The following is an 18,541-nucleotide window of genomic DNA, read 5'->3' as shown; positions in this document are numbered from 1 at the left end:
GAGCGGTCATGGACACCTCCGCTCGTCGACTCCGCTAGCCTCGAGCCTATGCGAGTGCACGTGGCAGACCACCCCCTCATCACCCACAAACTGACCGTGCTGCGCGACCGGGAAACCAAGTCGCCGACTTTCCGAGCCCTCACCGAAGAGCTCGTCACCCTGCTGGCCTACGAGGCCACACGGAACGTCCGCACCGAGACGATCGACATCACCACCCCGGTCGGCCCCGCCAAGGGGCTGGCCATTTCGAAGCCGCGTCCGCTCATCGTGCCGATCCTGCGCGCCGGGCTCGGCATGCTCGAGGGCATGATGAAGCTGATCCCGTCGGCGGAGGTCGGGTTCCTCGGCATGGTGCGTGACGAGGAGACCCTGCAGCCGGCCACCTACGCCGAGCGTCTGCCCGACGATCTGTCGAACCGCCAGTGCTTCGTGCTCGACCCGATGCTCGCCACCGGCGGATCCCTCATCGCGGCCATCGACTTCCTGCTCGACCGCGGGGCCGTCGACGTGACCGCCGTGTGCATCCTGGCGTCGCCGGAAGGCCTGGCCGCCGTCGAGAAGGCCATGCACGGCCGCGAAGTGACGATCGTGCTCGGCGCGGTCGACGAAAAGCTGAATGAGAACGGATACATCGTGCCGGGGCTCGGCGACGCGGGCGATCGGCTCTACGGCCTCGCCTGAGCGGCGGTTCACCCGGATCCATGGCCCCTTCGCAGCGCGGCGCGGTTGACACGCGCCGTCGCACTGCGAAACAATCGCCCTATGACTGCACACGCGTACGCCCCGATCACCCGAGAGGCAGGCGCCTTCTCGAAGTCGCAGACCTCCCGAGGTCACCTGGCGCACCTCGGCATGATGATGCCGACCGCAGTTATGTGTTGTCGAATGCACGCTTAATCGCCTGTAAGTCTCACAAGACAGTCGACCCGCCGAGTCTCCGTGGGTTCGTAGGCCTGATACAGCTGCCTCACGACCCGCACCCTCAATGCGAGCACATCCGCTCGCGAGGTTGACTCCGGATGCACACCCGCCCACCCGGCGGCGCATCCCCTCCCGCTCCACGATCTTGAGCCTCATTCCGCTCGACGTGGACGCCTCGCGGCACACACACGAAGGCATCACGTTCCTTCTCCGCACGTCCCTGCACTTCACGGGGCTGCATCAGCGGACGAACGGATCCTTCTCCAGTCCAAGGACGCCCCCACCATGTCTCTCGCACTCGACACCACCCCCACCCGCCACCTCAGCGCTGTTCCGGAAGCGGCACCCGCGGCCCCAGCACCGGCCCCGGCCTCGGGTTCGGCATCGGCCTCGGCTCCGGCTTCGGCTCCTCGCCTTCGGGCCGTCCCGGACGGGACCGAGGCCCGCGGCTTCGTGCTCTACGTCGGCATCGACGAGCTCAAGGCCCTCGAGGCCGGCACCAGCCTCGGCGAGATCGTCTCGCAGCTGAAGGCCCTGACCCAGCAGCTCGCGCCCAGCGCCGAAACCCACGCGGCCGTCGCCCTGGCCCCCGAGGGCGCTGGCGGGCGCGACGTCGACGTCGTCCGTCTCGCCCTGCACGACCCCGCAGCACTCGCGAAGCACCGTGGAACCGAGATCGACGAGGAGCCCGGCGCACGAGGCGGCGTGGTCGTCGACATCTCGCGCAAGCGCCTTCTTCTCGACGGTGACGCCGCTCCCCTGACCTACAAGGAGTTTGAGCTGCTGCAGTACCTCGTGCTGCGGGAGGGCCGCACCATCGACCGCGCCGAGCTCATCTCGAGCCTGTGGTCGGCCGCCGACGACGAGGTGCCGAACGAGCGCACCATCGACGTGCACGTGCGCCGCCTGCGCTCCAAGCTCGGGGCGTTCGAAGACATCGTGCGCACCGTCCGCGGCGTCGGCTACCGCTTCGACCGTCACGCCGACGTGTCGATTCGTCAGGCGTCGACTCCCAGCCCTGACGTCTTCTGAACCCTCTTGGTCGGATGCCGGTCGCGCTGGCGGGCCTCATGCAAGCCTCGGCCGTCCGCCAGAGCGACCGGCATCCGAGCGGCCTTCGGCTGTCTGCAAATTTGAAGGAAAAACCCGCGGCCGCCGCCGAAATCATACCGATCGGGGCCGGTCTGCGCCGGAATCTCCTTCGAATTTGCAGAGGGGGCCGAGCGCAGGATCCGGGCGTCCCCCGATCGACCCACCGTGCGTACCCCGGTTCATCTCCCGGCAACACTCCTGTAAGCCCATTCCCAAAAAAATAACGATTCGGTAACTAGACCCCGTTACCAAGCCGTTATAGATTGATGTCACTGAAGTCGTTTGCTGTGGCGGCTCCAGTGGAATGTGATTGCAGGACACTCTTGGTGCAAGGGAGAGGGTCGGTCTCAAGCCTCTGAGACCGACCCTCAGTCCGTTAACCGGGGTCGCCTAAGGCCTGTGGAAAGATCCGGTCGCTGTCAGCGACTCCTCCCTAGACTGGTGGCTCTCGCCAGCAAGGAGCAGTACATGACAACGGCGTCCCCGACAGACACGGTGCCCGCGGACGGCAGCACGCCCGCAAAGGGGACTGCGCCCGCGAAGGGCGCTGCGCCCGCCACGGGCACTGCGCCCGCCAAAGGCACTGCGCCCGCTAAGGGAGACAAAGCCCTCGCTGTCGGCGCCTGGGAGGCCCTGTTCCGAGCCCAGGTCACGATCATGCGCGAACTGACCGCCTGCTTTCCGACCGGCGAGATCTCGTTCAACGAATACGACGTGCTCTTCAACCTGTCGAACCAAACCGATCGCAGGGCGCGAATCAAAGACCTCACGCAGCACCTGCTTCTTACTCAGCCGAGCATCAGTCGACTGGTCGACCGTCTAGCGGCCAAGGGCATCGTCGAGAAGCAGAGCGATCCGGGTGACGGTCGCGGCATCATCGTGGCCCTGACGACTATCGGCGCCGACGTGTTCCGCTCGACGGCAGTGCGGCATGCCGACGCTATTTCGCGACGCGTCGGGGGCACCCTCGACCACGACGAACTGATGCAGCTTCAGGCGCTCTGCACGAAGCTCCGCCAGGGGCCGAAGATCGCCGAGACTCCCGACGAAGACCGGGTCTGCCTCCCCGGCGACGCGGCCGATGTGCTCGACGAGCCCTCCGATCCCGGCACGGCCGCGACGACGACGGTGGGTCGCTGAATGGGTTCCCCCACCCTGGTCTGGTTGCGCGACGACCTACGAATCGGCGACAACCCCGCACTGCACAAGGCAGTCGAGCGCGGCGAGCCGATCGTCGTCGTCTACGTGCTCGAAGACGACTCGCGCGGGCTTCGTCCCCTCGGCGCCGCTTCGAGATGGTGGCTGCATCAGAGCCTCACCGCCCTCGGCGACGACCTGGAGAAACGCGGCGCGGCACTGACGTTGCGCACGGGTGATGCCGTCAGTGTCATCCCCGATCTGGTCGACGAGATCGGAGCCGGCGCGGTCTACTGGAACCGTCGGTACGGCAAAGCCGCTCGCGAGATCGACACCGCGATCAAGAGCGGTCTTCACGAGCAAGACATCGAAGCCCACAGCTTCCAGGGCAGCCTGATGTTCGAACCATGGACGATCCAGACGGGTTCGGGCACACCGTTCAAGGTCTTCACTCCCTTCTACCGTGCGTGCCTGGAGCAACCGGAGCCGCGGCACCCCTACCCGGCGCCGAAGCAGCTCGACGGCCTGAAGCCGGAGCCGAAGAGTGACGACCTCGGATCCTGGGGTCTTCTCCCCACGAAGCCCGACTGGGCGTCCGGGCTGCGTGACCGCTGGGTGCCCGGAGAGCACGAGGCGCATGCCACTCTCGAGCGCTTCATCGGCGACGATCTCGCGCAGTACAACGATCGCGACTTCCCCGCCGACGACACCACCAGCCATCTTTCGCCGTATCTGCGATTCGGTGAGATCAGCCCGTTCCAGGTGTGGCATCGGGTGCGGGGCGACCTCTCGGCCCCCCAGCGTGCGCAGGCCGCCGGGTTCCTCCGCGAGGTCGTCTGGCGTGAGTTCAACTACACCGTGCTCTTTGCGAACCCCGACCTCGCGACCTCGAATTACCGGCCCGAGTTCGATGCGTTCGAGTGGGCGACACCCGAGCCCGGCGAGGTCGAGGCGTGGCAGCAGGGCAAAACGGGCATCCCCCTGGTCGACGCCGGTATGCGCGAGCTGTGGTCGTCGGGAGTCATGCACAACCGCGTGCGCATGGTGACCGCGAGCTTCTTGATCAAGAACCTGCTGATCGACTGGCGGGTCGGCGAGCAGTGGTTCTGGGATTGCTTGGTCGACGCCGACGAGGCCAGCAACCCCGGCAACTGGCAGTGGGTCGCCGGCTCCGGTGCCGATGCTGCGCCGTACTTCCGCGTGTTCAACCCCGTGTTGCAGGCCGACAAGTTCGACAAGCATGGCGAGTACATCCGCCACTGGGTGCCCGAATACGGCACCGACGACTACCCCGAGCCGATGGTCGACCTCAAGGCCAGCCGAGCTCAGGCCCTCGCGGCCTACGCCGACATGCGAACCAAGGCAGGGCTGAAGTGACCCCATTCGACGAAGCACTCCGCGGCGTCGACCGGCTGTTCGAGCAGCGGTCCACCGAGACGCGGGCCCCGAGCGCGTCGTACGGGGTCTTCACGCCGGGCGGCCTGGTGCACACCGGGTCGACCGGGGCCGTGGCCGGATCCTCGCCCACCGCCGACACGATCTACCGAATCGCCTCGTGCACGAAGAGCTTTACGGCGACCGTCGTCCTCGCCCTTCGCGACGCCGGGCAGCTGGGCCTCGACAACCCGATCACGCGCTACATCCCGGCGTTCGAGGCGGTTCGTCTGCCGACCGCCGACTCCCCCGTGCCGACGATCCGGATGCTGCTGACGATGTCGGCGGGCTTCCCGACCGACGACCCCTGGGGCGACCGGCAGGAGTCGATCACCGACGACGAACTCGACGCGCTCCTCGGCACGGGCCTCCGGTTCGACAGCGTTCCCGGCACGACCTTCGCGTACTCCAATCTCGGCTATGCGCTTCTCGGCCGCATCATCAGCGTCGTCGCCGGGCGCCCCTACCGCGATGTCGTCACCGACACGATCCTCCGACCCCTCGGCCTCACATCGACCGGTTTCGTTCGACCGGACGACGACTCCCGGCTCGCGATCGGCCACCGGCGGCTCGACGACGATTGGCAACCGCTGCCGTTCTCCGGGCCGGGCGGCTTCTCATCGATCGGCGGCCTCTTCAGCACGGTGACCGATCTTGCGCGGTGGGCGCGCTGGCTGGCGTCGGCCTTCGACGGTGCGGCTCGCGATGCCGGTGCCGACGACGCCGCACGATCTGTCAGCTCGGCAGACCACGACGACATCCTTTCGAGATCGTCGCGACGCGAGATGCAGCAGTTCCAGCGATTCGTACCGTCGGTGTCGGCCTCCACCGGCAGCCCCGCCGGCTACGGGTTCGGGCTGTTCGTCGAGGAGGTGCCCGGGCTCGGGCCGGTCGTGTCGCACTCGGGCGGGTATCCGGGCTTCTCGGCGCACATGCGCTGGCACGCCGGATCCGGCATAGGTATTGTGGCCTTCGAGAACGCCACCTACGCGCAGGTGTCGGTGCCCGCGGCGGCGACTCTGCACGCCCTCCTCAGCGAGGTGGGCGCCGTGCCCGCGGCCGAGGTGTGGCCCGAGACCCGTGTCGCGCAGGCTGCCGTCGATGCCGCTGTGCGCGGGGGCTCCCTATTCGATCCGGCCCTCGTCTCACCCAACGTCGAGCTCGACATCCCCTTCACCCATCGGCGGCGCGTCTGGGCCGAAGCGATCGCCGCGGTCGGAGAGCTCGAGCCGGCCTCGCTGCCCGACCGCCTCACGGTCGACGCCGACGCGGGTGAATCATCCCAGGCCCCATCGCACCTCCGCTGGCGAATCGTCGGCGACCGGGGCGCCCTTCGCGTCGAGATCCGCCTTACTCCCGAGGGAACCCCGCGCATCCAGACGCTGACCGTGCGCCCCGAGCACGCCTGATCGTCGCCCGTCAGCGAGAGTCCAGTAGATGCGGGTTCGCTCGCCAGCGACCCACACCTACTGGAGTCTCGAATCCCAGCGGCGAAAGCGGGGCGCAGGGGCGATCGGTACGCTCGGAGGATGACCGTCACGTATCACCGCGCACCCACCGCTGAGCTCGATCCGGTCGTGCTGTATCGGATCCTTCGGCTGCGGGTCGACGTCTTCGTGGTCGAGCAGGAGTGCGCCTACCCGGAACTCGACGGGCGCGACCTCGAAGAAGGCACCGTCCAATTCTGGGCCGAGGTCGACGGCGAGGTGACGGCGACGCTGCGCCTTCTCGACGACGGCGACTCCGTCCGGCGTATCGGACGCGTCGCCACCGCAGTCGCCGCGCGCGGGCAGGGGCACGCGGGCGTGCTGATGCAGCAGGCGGTCGATGCCAGCGGCGGGCGAGCGATGCGGCTCGATGCGCAGGCACGCCTGGAGGGCTGGTACGGCCGCTTCGGGTTCGTGCGCGACGGCGCCGACTTTCTCGAGGATGACATCGTGCATGCGCCGATGGCGCGGCCGGCAAGCTGAGCCCGATGGCGCGGCCGGCAAGCTGAGCCCGATGGCGCGCCCGGCACGCTGAACCCGGAGGTGCGCCCCGCACGCTGCCCCTGGCAGACGAACCGCAGGATCCTGCCCCCGCCGCTCGACCGAACCATTCTTCTCGGAAACCTGTCAATCAGATGCCTCCCGGGTAATACACTCGAAAAATGGCACGCCGCGACACACCACCCCGCGAACGACTCCTTCTCGCCGCTCACGCGGAATTCGCAGAGCGAGGGCTCGCCGGGGCGCGAATCGACACCATCGCCCGACAGGCCGAGGCCAGCAAAGAGCGGCTGTACGCGCACTTCAAGACGAAGCGCGACCTGTTCGACGCGGCTCTGGCCGACTCGCTCGACCGATGGGTCGCAGCCGTGCCGATGGACGCTCGCGATCTGCCCGGGTGGGCTTCGCGCCTCTACCTGCACTTCGCGGGTCATCGTGACGACGCGCGCCTTCTGCTCTGGGGTCAGATCGAGGGCGTGACGTTTGCCGCTCCCGGAGTCATCGACCACGAAGAGCTCGACGCCCGCCGAAAGAGCGTGCTCGACGCTCAGAACGAGGGCCTCATCAGCCCGGACTGGCGGCCCGACGAGGTGCTGACCCTCGTCTTCGGACTCGTTCTCTCGTGGTTCGTGACGCCCGGCACGACGAACCTCCACCTTCGCAACGACGACCGCCGCGCAGCCGTCATTCACCAGGCCGTGACCCGGCTCATCGCCGGTAATCCCCTGCCCGTGACCGACTGACAGCACCGGTCCGCCAGGGAGTAGCCTCCCCTCGTGACCCTCGACCGAGACTCCCTGACCCCTGCCCTCCGCGACGTGCTCGACAGCGTCCCCGACACCTCCGGCGTCGTCACCGAAAGCGTGACGAACACCGCCGGTGACACCGACATCGAGGGCTACGTTGCCCGCCCCGAAGGCGACGACCTCCGCCCCGGCGTGCTCGTGATCCACGACTGGTTCGGCCTCGTCGACCACGTGAAGGTGCGCGCCGAGATGCTCGCCCGCCTCGGCTACGTCGCTCTCGCGGGCGACATCTACGGTGCCGACGATCGTCCGGCCAACGGCGACGAAGCGGCTGCCCTCGCCGGCAAGTTCTATGGCGACACCGACCTCTTTCGCGAGCGCGTCCTCGCAAACCTCGACGTGCTCCGCGCGACCCCGGGCGTCGACCCGGAGCGAATCGCGATCATGGGCTACTGCTTCGGCGGCTCGGCCTCGCTCGAGGCGGTGCGCGCCGGAGCGGATGTCGCGGGCGTGGTCTCGTTCCACGGCGGCCTGAAGACGGGCGCGCCTGCCGAGCCCGGCTCGGTCAGCGCGCCGGTGCTCGTGCTGACGGGCGCTGACGACCCGGTTGTTCCGCCGAGCGACGTGGTCGCGTTCGAAGACGAGATGAAGAGCGCAGGATCCGACGACTGGCAGGTCGTCACCTACTCCGGCGCCCTTCACGCGTTCGCCGTTCCGGATGCCGACGCGCCCGAGCACGGCGCCGCCTTCCAGGCCACCGCCAATCGCCGGTCGTGGGCCGCGATGCAGACCTTCTTCGGTGAGGTGTTCGCGTAGGCGAGCGGAGCGCCCGGCGTCTCGTGAGGGTGCGATCTACACCCACATGATGGGCGTGCACCGGCCTAAACGGCACAGACCCGCACGATCGGCATAAACAGCCCGGCTAGGGCAGGTGTTTAGGCCGGTGGTGCGGGTCTGTGCCGGTGGTGCGGGTCTGTGCCGGTTGCGCGGGTCTGTGCCGGCTACGCGGGTCCGTGCCCGTGGAACAGTGGTCAGGCGACGCTGACCGACGCCGCCGCAAGCTGACGCAGCGTCAGCACCGTCTCGACCGCGGCCGACGCGGCCTCTGCCCCCTTGTCTTCTTTCGAGTCGGGGTAGCCGGCCCGGTCGATTCCCTGCTGCTCGTCGTCGAGGGTGAGCAGCCCGAAGCCGACGGGCTTGCCCGTGTCGATCGCCACTCGGGTGAGTCCAGAGGTCGCGGCGTCCGAGACGTATTCGAAGTGGGGCGTACCGCCGCGGATGATGACCCCGAGGGCGACGACCGCGTCGGCACCGTTCTCGAGTGCGGCCTTCGCCACGACCGGAAGCTCGAAGCTGCCGGGCACCCGCACGACCGAGACCGTGGCGTTCATGGCCTCGAGCGACCGGAGCGCTCCGGCGAGAAGGCCTTCGGCGATGACCGTGTGCCAGGTGCCTGAGACGACCGTGACACGGACTCCCGTGCCGTCGATGTCGCTGGTGGTGGGTGCTCCCTCGCCGCTCATGCGGTTTCTCCTTCAAATTCTGACGTGCTGTCGGACGTGGTGGTCTGGGCTGGTGCGTCGAGCCAGTCGACGAGCTGGGCGATCGTGATGACCGGCACGCCCTCACGAGCACCAAACTCGCGCAGGGCCGGCAACCGCATCATCTCGCCGTCGTCGGCGACGATCTCGCTGATCACGCCGACCGGCTGAAGCCCCGCGGCGATCATGAGGTCGACAGCCGCCTCGGTGTGTCCGTTGCGCACCCGGACGCCGCCCGCGACCGCGCGGAGCGGCAGGATGTGGCCGGGCCGGTGCAGGTCGGATCGGACCGACTCGGGGTCGGCTAACACCCGCAGGGTCCGGGCTCGGTCGTGCGCCGAGATGCCGGTCGTCACGCCCGACGCCGCGTCGACGCTGATCGTGTAGGCCGTGCCCCGAACGTCTTCGTTGTGGGCGACCATCGGCGGCAGGTCGAGCCGGTCGGCGATCTCGGCCGTCATCGGCGCACACACGAATCCCGATGAGTAGCGGACCAGCCAGGCCAGCCACTCCTTCGAGGCGAGCTCGGCCGAGAGGATGATGTCGCCCTCGTTCTCGCGCGACTCGTCGTCGGCGACGATCACCGGGCGCCCCAGGCGCAGCTGCTCCAGCGCGGTGTCGATGGTGTCGAGCGAGGTGGTCACGGTCACAGAGCCGTCCCCACCGTCTGGATCTCGTCGATCCGCAGCATGCGACGCACGTGACGCGCCAGCACGTCGGTCTCGACATTGACCCGATCGCCGATGGACTTCTGCCCCAGCGTCGTCGCGGCGAGGGTCTCGGGAATCAACGACACCTCGAACCACCCATCCGCGGCTCCGGGCTCCGAGATGTCACTCACGGTCAGGCTCACGCCCTCGAGGGTGACCGAGCCCATGTCGACAAGAAGCGGGGCGAGCTCTTCCGACAGGCTGAAGCGCAGTCGGCGCCAGGCGTCGCCCGGGTGGATCTCGAGGAGCTCGGAGGTGCCGTCGACGTGACCCTGCACGATGTGGCCGCCGAGTCGATCGCCGACGCGCGCTGCCCGCTCGAGGTTGACGCGGGATCCTGCGGTCAGGTCTCCGATCGTGCTCATGACGAGGGTCTGCCGCATCACGTCGGCCGTGAAGGTCTCGTCGGTCGAGGCGACCACGGTGAGGCACACGCCGCTGACGGCGATCGAGTCGCCGTGGTGGACGCCGTCGACGGCGAGCGGCCCTCGGACGGTCAGGCGGACGGAGTCGTCTCCGGCGTCGACCTGGACGATCTCGCCCAGCTCTTCGATGATTCCCGTGAACACGTGGGGCCTCCGGTCAGTGATGTCGATGGTGATGACAGAGCACTCCGGGGAACGGTCGACCGATGGCCGCCACCCGCGCACCAGGAAATAAAGGTGTGCACGGGCACGCGCTGCCTCCCATCCGGACTTTCACCGTCGGTACTGGAATCACACCAGTTCAGCCGACTGCTCGCCGCGATCGTGATGATCGCGGTTCACAGGCGGGTCGCGGACTATACCGCCGGTTCAGAATCTCACTGACCCCGGAGCGCGTTGCTTAATTCTCAAGTTAGCACCGGATTGTTTCGGCCGTCTTACGCATTACGTCCGTCGACATTTCGCCGCCCGCGCACGGCCAAAAAGCCCGGAAGACCAAGGATCCGCCACCTCCGCCGCAGGAACGTGCCTCTCAGCGGACGATCAGCCCGATCCGCGCGGCCAACAGCGGTGCGAGCAGGCCGAGCTGGAACTCGTCGATCACGGCCCCCGACAGCCCCTCGAGCCCGTCGACCCGGTCGAAGGTCGCACCGCGGAGGTCGACGGATGCCAAACGGGCGCCCGTGACATCGAGCGAGCCCAGGCGGCAGTCGACAAGCGACACCCGGGTCGCGACGGCCCCGCCCAGGTCGAGTTCACCGATCGAGCAGCCCTCGATGACCACGTCGGTGAGCGTCGACGAGCGCAGATTCAGGTAGTCGATCTTGCCGCCCGAGAGGCGCAGCGACTCGATCTCGGAGTCGAACAGCTCGGCGGACCCCCACCGCGGCCGATCGAGTCGAACGGCCCGCCAGGTCGTGCGAGCGGCCCTGAGCTCGGGCGCGAACGAGTCGACGAAGCGCGACTCGACGAACCGGCCTCCCCGGAGCCGCGCTCCCCCGAGGCTCACGCCGTCGAAGACGCACTCCCTGAAGCTCGAGCCCTCGAGGTCGTAGTCGGTGAGGTCGCCGCCGTCGAATCGGACGCCGTCGTGTGATTCGCGCGACCCCAGGTCTTCGGCCGACCCGGAGACCAGTGATTCGGCATCCAGGTCGGGATCGTCGACGCGAGGCGCCTCGACCTCGTCGCCGGTGGTCTTCTTCGTCGGTCGTCGCGCAGTGGCCATGCCAGAACGGTACCGTCGGGGTATGACAGTGAAGCCAATTCTGCTGATGCTCCGCACCGATTCGTCGGGTGATATCGAAGTGCGGGCGGCGGATCCTGATGCTCCCCAGGTGTCGGTGCTCGACTTCGGGGTGACGCGCGGAGACGGCGTGTTCGAGAGCATCGGAGTGGTCGGCGGACGCCCGCAGGCCCTTGAACCGCATCTCGAGCGACTCGCGAAGTCGGCGGCGATGCTCGACCTGCCGGAGCCGCCGCTGGACGTCTGGCGCTCGGCCGTGCTTCAGAGCATCGAGCTGGCCGGGCCCGATGATGCCGGCGAGGAGCTCCTCGTCAAACTGATCTACACGCGTGGTATCGAGGGCGGGGACGACACGGCGACCGGGTGGGTCCACCTGTTCTCGTCGGGCCCCTACGACCACGAACGCGAGGGCGGGATCTCGGTGGTGACGCTCGACCGCGGCTACCGGAGCGACGTCGCGACCACGTCGCCGTGGCTGCTGCAGGGCGCGAAGACCCTCTCGTACGCCGTGAACAAGGCCGCCCTTCGCGAGGCGGGCCGGCGCGGAGCCGACGACGTCATCTTTGTCTCGACCGACGGCATCGTGCTCGAGGGCCCGAACTCGACGGTCATCGCGCTCATCGATGGCGTCTACGTGACGACGCCGTCGTCGCTCGGGGTGTTGGAGGGGACGACGCAGGCGGCGTTCTTCGCGGATGCCGAGGGGCGAGGAGCAGCGACGGAGTACCGCTCGATTACGGTCGACGAGCTGCGGGCGGCGTCGGCGCTGTGGCTGGCATCGTCGGGACGGCAGATTGCGCCGGTGATGACGCTCGACGGCGAGGCGGTGGCGCAGGATCCGGCGTTCACGTCTGCTGCGGTCGGCCGGTTGCTGGCGCGCTGATCCAGGCGGTGCTTGCCCTGCAAATTTGAAGGAGATTTCTGGGCTGAGGGCCCCGGATCCGCCTCATTTTCGGGCTGAGCGCGCGTTTTTCCTTCAAATTTGCACAGGGGCGCGGGCGACCAGTTGGCGGGGCCGGGTCAGCACTCGATGACGTTGACCGCGAGGCCCGCGGCGCTCGTCTCCTTGTAGTTGGCCGACATGTCGCGCCCGGTCTGCCGCATCGTCTCGATCACGGTGTCGAGACTGATGAAGTGCGAGCCGTCACCGAGCAGCGCCAGGCGGGCGGCCGACACGGCGGTCCCCGACGCGATGGCGTTGCGTTCGATGCAGGGCACCTGCACGAAGCCGCCGACCGGGTCGCAGGTCAGGCCGAGGTGGTGCTCCATCGCGATCTCGGCCGCGTTCTCGATTTGGCGCACTGTTCCGCCGAGCACCGCGCACAACCCGGCGGCCGCCATCGACGCGGCTGTTCCGACCTCGCCCTGGCATCCGGCCTCCGCGCCAGAGATCGACGCGTTGCGCTTGTACAAGGATCCGACGACGGCCGCGGTCAGCAGGTAGTCGCGCACGATCGACTCTCGCGAGATGCCGAGGAAGGTCAGCGCGTACTTGCCGACCGCCGGGATGATGCCGGCCGCGCCGTTCGTCGGCGCCGTGACGACCCGGCCTCCCCCGGCGTTCTCTTCGTTGACCGCGAGCGCAAACGCCTGGAGCCAGCGGTGCGGCGCGTCCGGAACAGCCGCTCCCCCGGCCTCCTCGGCCGTGAGATGCGCGGCGACGTCATGAGCACGACGCGGCACCTGCATCCAGCCGGGCATGACTCCCGTTGTCGTGAGTCCGGCATCGATGCACTCCTCCATTGCCGACCAGCGCTCCTCGAGGCCCGCCTCGAGGGCGTCGACCCCGTGGAGCGCGACCTCGTTCTGCCAGGCGACATCCGCGATCGCGAGGCCGGCGCGATCACAGACCTCCAGCAGCTCGGCTGCCGTGGCGAAGCCGAGCGGCGCCTCGCGAGTGGGCAGGGCGCGATCCGCTTCTCCTTTGCGGACCACGAATCCACCGCCGACCGAGAAGTACACGTCGCGCCCGAGGCTCGCACCGGCCGCATCGCGCGCCTCGAACGAGAGGGCATTCGGGTGCTCGGGCAAGCGGGTCAGGGGCGCGAGGCGGAGGTCGTCGCGACCGAAAGGAACGGTGATCTGGCTGGCGAGGGTGAGGGATCCTGTGCTCTCGATCCTGTCTCGCAACCCCCGTACGTCGTCGGGGTCGCACGTCTCCGGCTCGAGCCCCTGCAGGCCCGCGAGGACCGCGTCGAGGGTGCCGTGGCCGAGGCCCGTGGCGGCGAGCGACCCGTAGAGGACGACCTCGACGCGCGCGATCTGCTCGGGTGACTGACCGTTCGAAGCGAAGGATCCGAGGAGTTCGGCGACAAAGCGGCTCGCGGCCCGCATCGGACCGACCGTGTGCGACGACGACGGGCCGATCCCCACGGAGAAGAGGTCGAGGGCCGAGACGTACCGCGAGGAGCTCATGCTTCGAGGGTACGCGAGGGGTCGGGGGCGGGTCAGGCGTCGCGCCCGGCATGCGTGCGCATCGCCGCCGACATCTCGCCGAGGAAGCGACTCACCAGGGCCAATTCGTCGGCCGAGTAGTGCGACATGACGTCGTCGGTCAGCACGCCCAGCGGTGCGAAGAACTCGGAGGCGACCTCGCGAGCGGCCTGCGCGAAATGGACCCGGACGATGCGTCGATCCTCCGCGTCCCGTCGACGCTCGACGTGCCCCCGCTTGGCGAGCCGATCGATGACACCGGTCGCGGCCCCGGAGGTGAGGCCGAGGTTGTCGGCAATCCGCCCCGGGGTGGCGGGCGTACCCGACTGCTCCTGCTGCATGACGAAGAGGAGAGCGTCGAAGTCATTCGACGAGAGGCCGTGCTCGGAGGAGAAGTTCGTCGCGACTGTGCGGGAGTCGGCCGTGAGCGCCTGGAGCCGCGACACCATCTCGCGGCGCATCGCGCGCTCGGCCGGGCTGCTGCCCTGGTCGGTGCTGCCCTCGTCTGTGCTGCCCTGGTCTGTGCTGCTGTGATCGCGTGGGCCCTGCACCGCCACCGCCTCTCTTCGTCGTCGTTGCACAATCTAGCCGATTGGACTATAACTCTTAGTAACTAAGACTTCATTTATCTAAGGAACAATCATCCGTCGCCTCTCCTCCGCCTTCCGTTCGCGCCGATCCTCGTGGCTGGTCCTCGCGCTGACCGCCGTCGCCGTCGCGCTGCTGTTCGCCTTCCTGCCGAAGCCGACCAGCGACTCCTTCCCCGCCTCCGGGCTCCCCGACTCCGCCGAATCGGCCCAGGTCGCAGAGTTGCTGAAAGGCTTCCCGTCGGCCGACACCACCGTGGGCATCCTGGTCTACTCGCATGGCGCGGCCACCCTGACCGCCCAAGAGCGGGCCGCCATTGCCGACAGCGCAACAGCTCTCGCGAGTGGCTCGACCGTGCCCGACGCGGTTCGGCCTCAATTCAGCGACGACGGGACGGCCGCTCTCGTCGCGATACCCCTCTCGAGCGCGACAGTCGAAAAAGACGTCTCGGCGGCCGCAACCGAGCTGCGAGACACTGCTGCCCGCGGGCTGCCGAACGGCCTGACGACGCAGCTGACCGGGCCTGTGGGCTTCCAAGACGACATCGCGAACAGCTTCGCGGGAGCCGACTTCCGCCTCCTACTCGTCACCGTGATCGTGGTCGCCGTTCTCCTCATAGTGACGTACCGAAGCCCCGTGCTGTGGATCATCCCGCTCGCCGTCGTGGGTGCCGCCGACGGGCTCGCCGGCGTCGTCGTGCGGGCCCTTGCCGAGCCCCTCGGCCTTACTGTGGACGCGTCGATCTCGGGAATCCTGTCGGTGCTCGTCTTCGGAGCGGGCACCAACTACGCCCTCCTCCTCGTGGCCCGCTACCGCGAAGAGCTCACGCGCACGCCCGACCGCTTCCGCGCGATGCGGACCGCGTACACGAGCGCCGGGCCCGCGATCGCGGCATCCGGCGGGACCGTCGCCCTCAGCTTGATCACGCTGCTGCTCGCGTCTCTCTCGAACAACCGGGCCTTGGGCTTTGCCTGTGCGGTCGGCGTCGTCGTCGCGATCCTCTTTGCGCTCATCGCGCTACCCGCCGCTCTCGTGGTCTGCGGTCGCGGGCTCTTCTGGCCGTTCGTACCGCGTGCCGGTGAGCACGCCGACGACCGCGCAGGCACGACGGGCGCGGCCGAGGGCTCCAGTGCCCGCGTTAGCGCTGGCGCTAGCGGCCTGACAACTCGAGAGACCCACGGCTTCTGGGCCGGCCTCGGGCGGCGGGTGTCGCGCCGCCCGCTCGTCGTGACCGTGTCTGCGGTTGTGGGCCTCGGCGTCCTCAGCCTCGGCCTCTCGGGCTATGCGGTGGGACTGTCGCAGACCGCGCAGCTTTTGGGGAAGCCCGACAGCGTCACTGCGCAGACCGTGATCGACCGGTCGTTCTCGGCGGGGCTCACGAGCAGCACGACCGTGCTCGCGCCGACTGCCGTGGCCGATCGGGCCGAGACAATCGCCCAAGGCACTCGCGGGGTCGAATCAGCCACGCTCGGCGAGGCACACGACGGTCTCACTCGCATCAGCGTCTCGTTGAGCTCCGAACCCGAGAGCGACGCCGCCTTCCGCAGCGTCGAGGCCCTCCGCACGGCCTACGCCGATGCCGGTGGGCAGGTAGCGAGGAGCCTCGTCGGCGGCAGCGACGCGACCGCGCTCGACACGAACAACGCGGCCAAGCACGATCAAGACCTCGTGATTCCGATCATTCTGGCCATCGTCTTCGTGGTGCTCCTGATCCTGCTCCGCTCGCTCGTCGCGCCGGTGATCCTCATCGCCAGCGTGTTGGCTACGTTCTTCGCGAGCCTCGGCGCCTCGATGTTCCTGTTCACGCACGTGTTCGGTTTCGATGCTCTCGACTCGAACGTGACCCTCTTCGCCTTCCTCTTCCTGGTGGCTCTCGGCGTCGACTACAACATCTTCCTCACGACCAGAGCGCGAGAAGAGGCCGGCCTGCATGGCACGAGGGAGGGAATGATTCGGGCTCTCGCCTCGACCGGTGCGGTGATCACGAGCGCGGGCATTCTGCTGGCGGCAGTCTTCGCCGTGCTGGGCGTCCTACCCGTCGTCGCGCTCACCCAGATCGGCGTGATCGTCTGCATCGGCGTGCTGCTCGACACCCTCGTGGTGCGCACGGTGCTCGTGCCGGCGCTGGTGTTCCTCCTGCGGGATGCGTTCTGGTGGCCGTCGAAGCCGCATCGCTCGGGGCATCACGCCTGAGCCCCCGGCGATGCGACTGCGACACGGTCGGCCCCAACCTGCCAATTGGCCTGCGCCGACCGGGGTCGGACCGGAAACCGCGTAGCCTCGGTGCCCACGGAGCCGCCACGGCTTCGACAGGAGGCACCACCATGGCCGAGAAATCTGCGAAAAAAGGCACGGCCAAGACGGCCGTTCGCTCCCTCAAAGAGAAGCGTCTCGACAAGAAGGAGAAGGCTTCGAGCAAGTCGCACTCCGAAGACGCCGTCTCGAACGTCAAGAAGCGCTGAGGCTCGCCCAACAGCGACCCATTTCGACGACGCCCGGAGCCTATTGGCACCGGGCGTCTTTGTCTGCCCTGCGAAAAACACGTAACACGAGTGGCCGATGTGATTTAGCCTCGATAAATCTGGTTCAACGGTGAGGCAAATACGATGATCACAGCGACACCTGGCAGATCAACGGGGCGGATACTCGCCTTCGCGACGGCGACAGCGACAGCTCTCACACTCGCTCTCGTCGGGGCCGCTCCTGCCTCAGCCGCCGAAGCAAACACCTGGGGCACTTTCACCGTCGCCGGTTCGACCCGCGCGTACACGGGCACGATGGCGCTTGCGGGCGGATTCCCCGACACCACCTTCACGTCGACGTCTCGGCAGGCCACGACCGTCTCGGGTGCTTCCACCTGGCAGGCGCCGTCCACACCTCCCGGCACCGTCTACGGATCCAGCCGAGGCGAGACGTACCTCAACCAGCGCCCGAGCGCCGACAACGCCACCTCCCCCGCAGTGACGACCTACACCTTCGCTACGCCGACGCCCGCCTCGGGTTGGTCCTTCGTGCTCGGCGACATCGATGCCGACCAGGCGACGGTCACGGCGACCGACGCGACCGGTGCCGCCGTTCCCCTCAGCGGGCTCGGTTTCCAGAGCACCTACAACTACTGCCACCGCGCTCAGGGGCCGTCGTGCGACTCCGCGAACCTCAACGACGTTCCGTTCTGGAACCCCGCGACCGGCGTGCTCATCGGCAACGCGACGGCAACCGACACCGAGGGCGCCTCGGCCTGGTTCAGCCCGAACGTGCCCCTCAAAACGCTGACGATCAGCTACCAGCAGCGCAGCGGGTTCCCCGTCTACCAAACCTGGTTTGCAACGAAGACCTTCGCGGCCTCCGGCACGGTCACTGTCAACGGCGCTGCGTACGGCGACGCACCGCTGACCATTCGCGACGCCGCGGGCACGATCGTCGCGACGACGACGAGCGGGGGCGACGGATCCTGGAGCGTTCCGGGTCTCGTATCGACCAGCGGCTACACCGTCTCGGTCGAGACGCCGCCGGGTGCGGCCGCCGCCCAGCCGATCACGCTCGACACGCTCGACGCCGATACGCCGCGCCTCGACTTCGCGTTCACCATTCCCACGGTCGAGGCAACCGGAACGATCGTGTCCGACGACGGCGAACCGCTCGCGAACACGCCGATCGAGATCACTCGCGAGGGCGACGACGAGCCGACGGCCACCACGACCACCGACGACACCGGTTCGTTCACGGCCGACCTGCTCCCAGGCCAGCCGTACGTCATCGTGATCGACGGCGACGCCTCCATCACACGCGACTTCACTTCGCCGACCCAGAGCGGAGCCATCGAGGATCCGCTCGCACCGCCAATCGAACCGACGCCGCCCGCGACCGCCCAGCCGTCGCCCACACCGACCGCCACTGCGGCGCCGGTTGTGGTCGGGGCTGGGGCGGATCCTGGGGTTGCTGCGCCCGAGCTCGCTGAGACCGGAAGCAACGCGGCTGTTCCCCTCGGCATCGGGGCGCTGTTGCTGCTCGGCGGTGCGGCTCTCGTGGTTCACAACCGACGCCGGTCGCGCCGGGGCTGATCGCTCGGGTTGTCCGGGCCGCCTGTTGGGCCCGCCCAGCCCGGTTCGGGCCTGGCCTAGCCGGCCCGGCCTGGCCCGGACCCGTCTGCTGGTGACGCACCCCCGGATGGCCAGTTCGGGCCTGGCAGCCGGGGGTTCTTTGGCCAACCGGGGGTGCTTCGGCTGCGGCCTGGCTTACCTCCACCCCTAGGGGCGGGCGAGGCGACGAGGATCGGCCAACCT

General features: G+C 68.3%; 17 protein-coding genes, 1 pseudogene and 1 riboswitch. Of the genes and pseudogenes, 12 read left to right on the top strand and 6 right to left on the bottom strand.

Features of this window, described 5'->3' with window-relative positions; translation table 11 throughout:
- Positions 1–48: 48 nt before the first annotated feature.
- The 8 genes from upp to EDF39_RS07465 all read left to right on the top strand — a co-directional run bounded on the left by upp (position 49) and on the right by EDF39_RS07465 (position 8,134).
- Positions 49–681, top strand: coding sequence for a uracil phosphoribosyltransferase (gene upp / locus EDF39_RS07500; protein WP_055959705.1), 633 nt, complete (start codon positions 49–51; stop codon positions 679–681).
- A 525-nt stretch (positions 682–1,206) separates the two neighbouring features.
- Positions 1,207–1,953, top strand: a complete 747-nt coding sequence (locus EDF39_RS07495) for a winged helix-turn-helix domain-containing protein (RefSeq protein WP_123941809.1) — start codon at positions 1,207–1,209, stop codon at positions 1,951–1,953.
- A gap of 528 nt (positions 1,954–2,481) precedes the next feature.
- The gene (locus EDF39_RS07490; protein WP_123941807.1) at positions 2,482–3,153 is read left to right on the top strand and encodes a MarR family winged helix-turn-helix transcriptional regulator; all 672 of its coding nucleotides are present in this window, start codon (positions 2,482–2,484) and stop codon (positions 3,151–3,153) included.
- On the top strand, positions 3,154–4,527 hold the full coding sequence (locus EDF39_RS07485) for a deoxyribodipyrimidine photo-lyase (RefSeq protein ID WP_123941805.1): 1,374 nt from the start codon (positions 3,154–3,156) through the stop codon (positions 4,525–4,527).
- Complete coding sequence (locus EDF39_RS07480) at positions 4,524–5,993, top strand: serine hydrolase (protein WP_123941803.1); 1,470 nt, start codon at positions 4,524–4,526, stop codon at positions 5,991–5,993. The genes EDF39_RS07485 and EDF39_RS07480 overlap by 4 nt, the downstream gene beginning before the upstream one ends.
- 120 nt (positions 5,994–6,113) lie before the next feature.
- Entirely contained in the window at positions 6,114–6,554 is a 441-nt protein-coding gene (locus EDF39_RS07475) for a GNAT family N-acetyltransferase (protein ID WP_055959712.1), read from the top strand.
- A 179-nt stretch (positions 6,555–6,733) separates the two neighbouring features.
- The gene (locus EDF39_RS07470) at positions 6,734–7,315 is read left to right on the top strand and encodes a TetR family transcriptional regulator (protein WP_055959715.1); all 582 of its coding nucleotides are present in this window, start codon (positions 6,734–6,736) and stop codon (positions 7,313–7,315) included.
- A gap of 33 nt (positions 7,316–7,348) precedes the next feature.
- Positions 7,349–8,134 carry a dienelactone hydrolase family protein gene (locus EDF39_RS07465; RefSeq protein WP_123941801.1) on the top strand — a complete coding sequence of 262 codons (786 nt, stop codon included), beginning with the start codon at positions 7,349–7,351 and terminating at the stop codon, positions 8,132–8,134.
- Positions 8,135–8,349: 215 nt separating this feature from the next.
- Here the strand turns inward: EDF39_RS07465 and ribH are convergent, their stop codons facing one another.
- The 4 genes and pseudogenes from ribH to EDF39_RS07445 form a co-directional block, all read right to left on the bottom strand.
- The gene (gene ribH, locus EDF39_RS07460) at positions 8,350–8,841 is read right to left on the bottom strand and encodes a 6,7-dimethyl-8-ribityllumazine synthase (protein ID WP_055959718.1); all 492 of its coding nucleotides are present in this window, start codon (positions 8,839–8,841) and stop codon (positions 8,350–8,352) included.
- Positions 8,842–8,897: 56 nt separating this feature from the next.
- Positions 8,898–9,503, bottom strand: a pseudogene (ribB, locus tag EDF39_RS07455) (3,4-dihydroxy-2-butanone-4-phosphate synthase); the annotation flags it as partial.
- Positions 9,504–9,505: 2 nt separating this feature from the next.
- On the bottom strand, positions 9,506–10,138 hold the full coding sequence (locus EDF39_RS07450) for a riboflavin synthase (RefSeq protein ID WP_123941799.1): 633 nt from the start codon (positions 10,136–10,138) through the stop codon (positions 9,506–9,508).
- Positions 10,139–10,241: 103 nt separating this feature from the next.
- Positions 10,242–10,393: riboswitch (FMN riboswitch) on the bottom strand.
- 133 nt (positions 10,394–10,526) lie between these two features.
- Positions 10,527–11,219: a pentapeptide repeat-containing protein gene (locus tag EDF39_RS07445; RefSeq protein ID WP_158613186.1), complete on the bottom strand. Its 693-nt coding sequence runs from the start codon at positions 11,217–11,219 to the stop codon at positions 10,527–10,529.
- A gap of 22 nt (positions 11,220–11,241) precedes the next feature.
- Between EDF39_RS07445 and EDF39_RS07440 the strand changes: the two genes are divergently transcribed.
- A complete protein-coding gene (locus EDF39_RS07440) occupies positions 11,242–12,120 on the top strand; it encodes an aminodeoxychorismate lyase (RefSeq protein WP_123941796.1) in 879 nt (292 codons plus the stop codon).
- A gap of 137 nt (positions 12,121–12,257) precedes the next feature.
- Here the strand turns inward: EDF39_RS07440 and EDF39_RS07435 are convergent, their stop codons facing one another.
- Both EDF39_RS07435 and EDF39_RS07430 read right to left on the bottom strand, forming a co-directional pair.
- Complete coding sequence (locus EDF39_RS07435; RefSeq protein WP_123941794.1) at positions 12,258–13,652, bottom strand: L-serine ammonia-lyase; 1,395 nt, start codon at positions 13,650–13,652, stop codon at positions 12,258–12,260.
- 32 nt (positions 13,653–13,684) lie between these two features.
- Positions 13,685–14,221, bottom strand: coding sequence for a MarR family winged helix-turn-helix transcriptional regulator (locus EDF39_RS07430; protein ID WP_123941793.1), 537 nt, complete (start codon positions 14,219–14,221; stop codon positions 13,685–13,687).
- Positions 14,222–14,309: 88 nt separating this feature from the next.
- Between EDF39_RS07430 and EDF39_RS07425 the strand changes: the two genes are divergently transcribed.
- From EDF39_RS07425 to EDF39_RS07420, 3 genes are all read left to right on the top strand, one after another.
- Positions 14,310–16,451 carry an MMPL family transporter gene (locus tag EDF39_RS07425; RefSeq protein WP_370275173.1) on the top strand — a complete coding sequence of 714 codons (2,142 nt, stop codon included), beginning with the start codon at positions 14,310–14,312 and terminating at the stop codon, positions 16,449–16,451.
- 131 nt (positions 16,452–16,582) lie between these two features.
- Complete coding sequence (locus tag EDF39_RS17495; protein WP_158613185.1) at positions 16,583–16,720, top strand: hypothetical protein; 138 nt, start codon at positions 16,583–16,585, stop codon at positions 16,718–16,720.
- A 144-nt stretch (positions 16,721–16,864) separates the two neighbouring features.
- Complete coding sequence (locus EDF39_RS07420) at positions 16,865–18,319, top strand: carboxypeptidase regulatory-like domain-containing protein (RefSeq protein ID WP_123941789.1); 1,455 nt, start codon at positions 16,865–16,867, stop codon at positions 18,317–18,319.
- The last annotated feature ends 222 nt before the right edge of the window (positions 18,320–18,541 follow it).

The sequence above is a fragment of the Frondihabitans sp. PhB161 genome (assembly GCF_003814635.1).
GTDB lineage: Bacteria > Actinomycetota > Actinomycetes > Actinomycetales > Microbacteriaceae > Frondihabitans.
The sequence above is the reverse complement of the archived record's forward strand: the minus strand, read 5'-3'. Positions and strand labels throughout refer to the sequence as shown.

Bases quoted from the DNA above. Each gene is read 5' to 3' on its own strand.
- EDF39_RS07470 (WP_055959715.1), top strand. From the start codon at position 6,734: ATGGCACGCCGCGACACACCACCCCGCGAACGACTCCTTCTCGCCGCT.
- EDF39_RS07435 (WP_123941794.1), bottom strand. From the start codon at position 13,652: ATGAGCTCCTCGCGGTACGTCTCGGCCCTCGACCTCTTCTCCGTGGGG.
- upp (WP_055959705.1), top strand. From the start codon at position 49: ATGCGAGTGCACGTGGCAGACCACCCCCTCATCACCCACAAACTGACC.
- ribH (WP_055959718.1), bottom strand. From the start codon at position 8,841: ATGAGCGGCGAGGGAGCACCCACCACCAGCGACATCGACGGCACGGGA.
- EDF39_RS07475 (WP_055959712.1), top strand. From the start codon at position 6,114: ATGACCGTCACGTATCACCGCGCACCCACCGCTGAGCTCGATCCGGTC.
- EDF39_RS07445 (WP_158613186.1), bottom strand. From the start codon at position 11,219: ATGGCCACTGCGCGACGACCGACGAAGAAGACCACCGGCGACGAGGTC.
- EDF39_RS07485 (WP_123941805.1), top strand. From the start codon at position 3,154: ATGGGTTCCCCCACCCTGGTCTGGTTGCGCGACGACCTACGAATCGGC.
- EDF39_RS17495 (WP_158613185.1), top strand. From the start codon at position 16,583: ATGGCCGAGAAATCTGCGAAAAAAGGCACGGCCAAGACGGCCGTTCGC.
- EDF39_RS07420 (WP_123941789.1), top strand. From the start codon at position 16,865: ATGATCACAGCGACACCTGGCAGATCAACGGGGCGGATACTCGCCTTC.
- EDF39_RS07440 (WP_123941796.1), top strand. From the start codon at position 11,242: ATGACAGTGAAGCCAATTCTGCTGATGCTCCGCACCGATTCGTCGGGT.
- EDF39_RS07495 (WP_123941809.1), top strand. From the start codon at position 1,207: ATGTCTCTCGCACTCGACACCACCCCCACCCGCCACCTCAGCGCTGTT.
- EDF39_RS07490 (WP_123941807.1), top strand. From the start codon at position 2,482: ATGACAACGGCGTCCCCGACAGACACGGTGCCCGCGGACGGCAGCACG.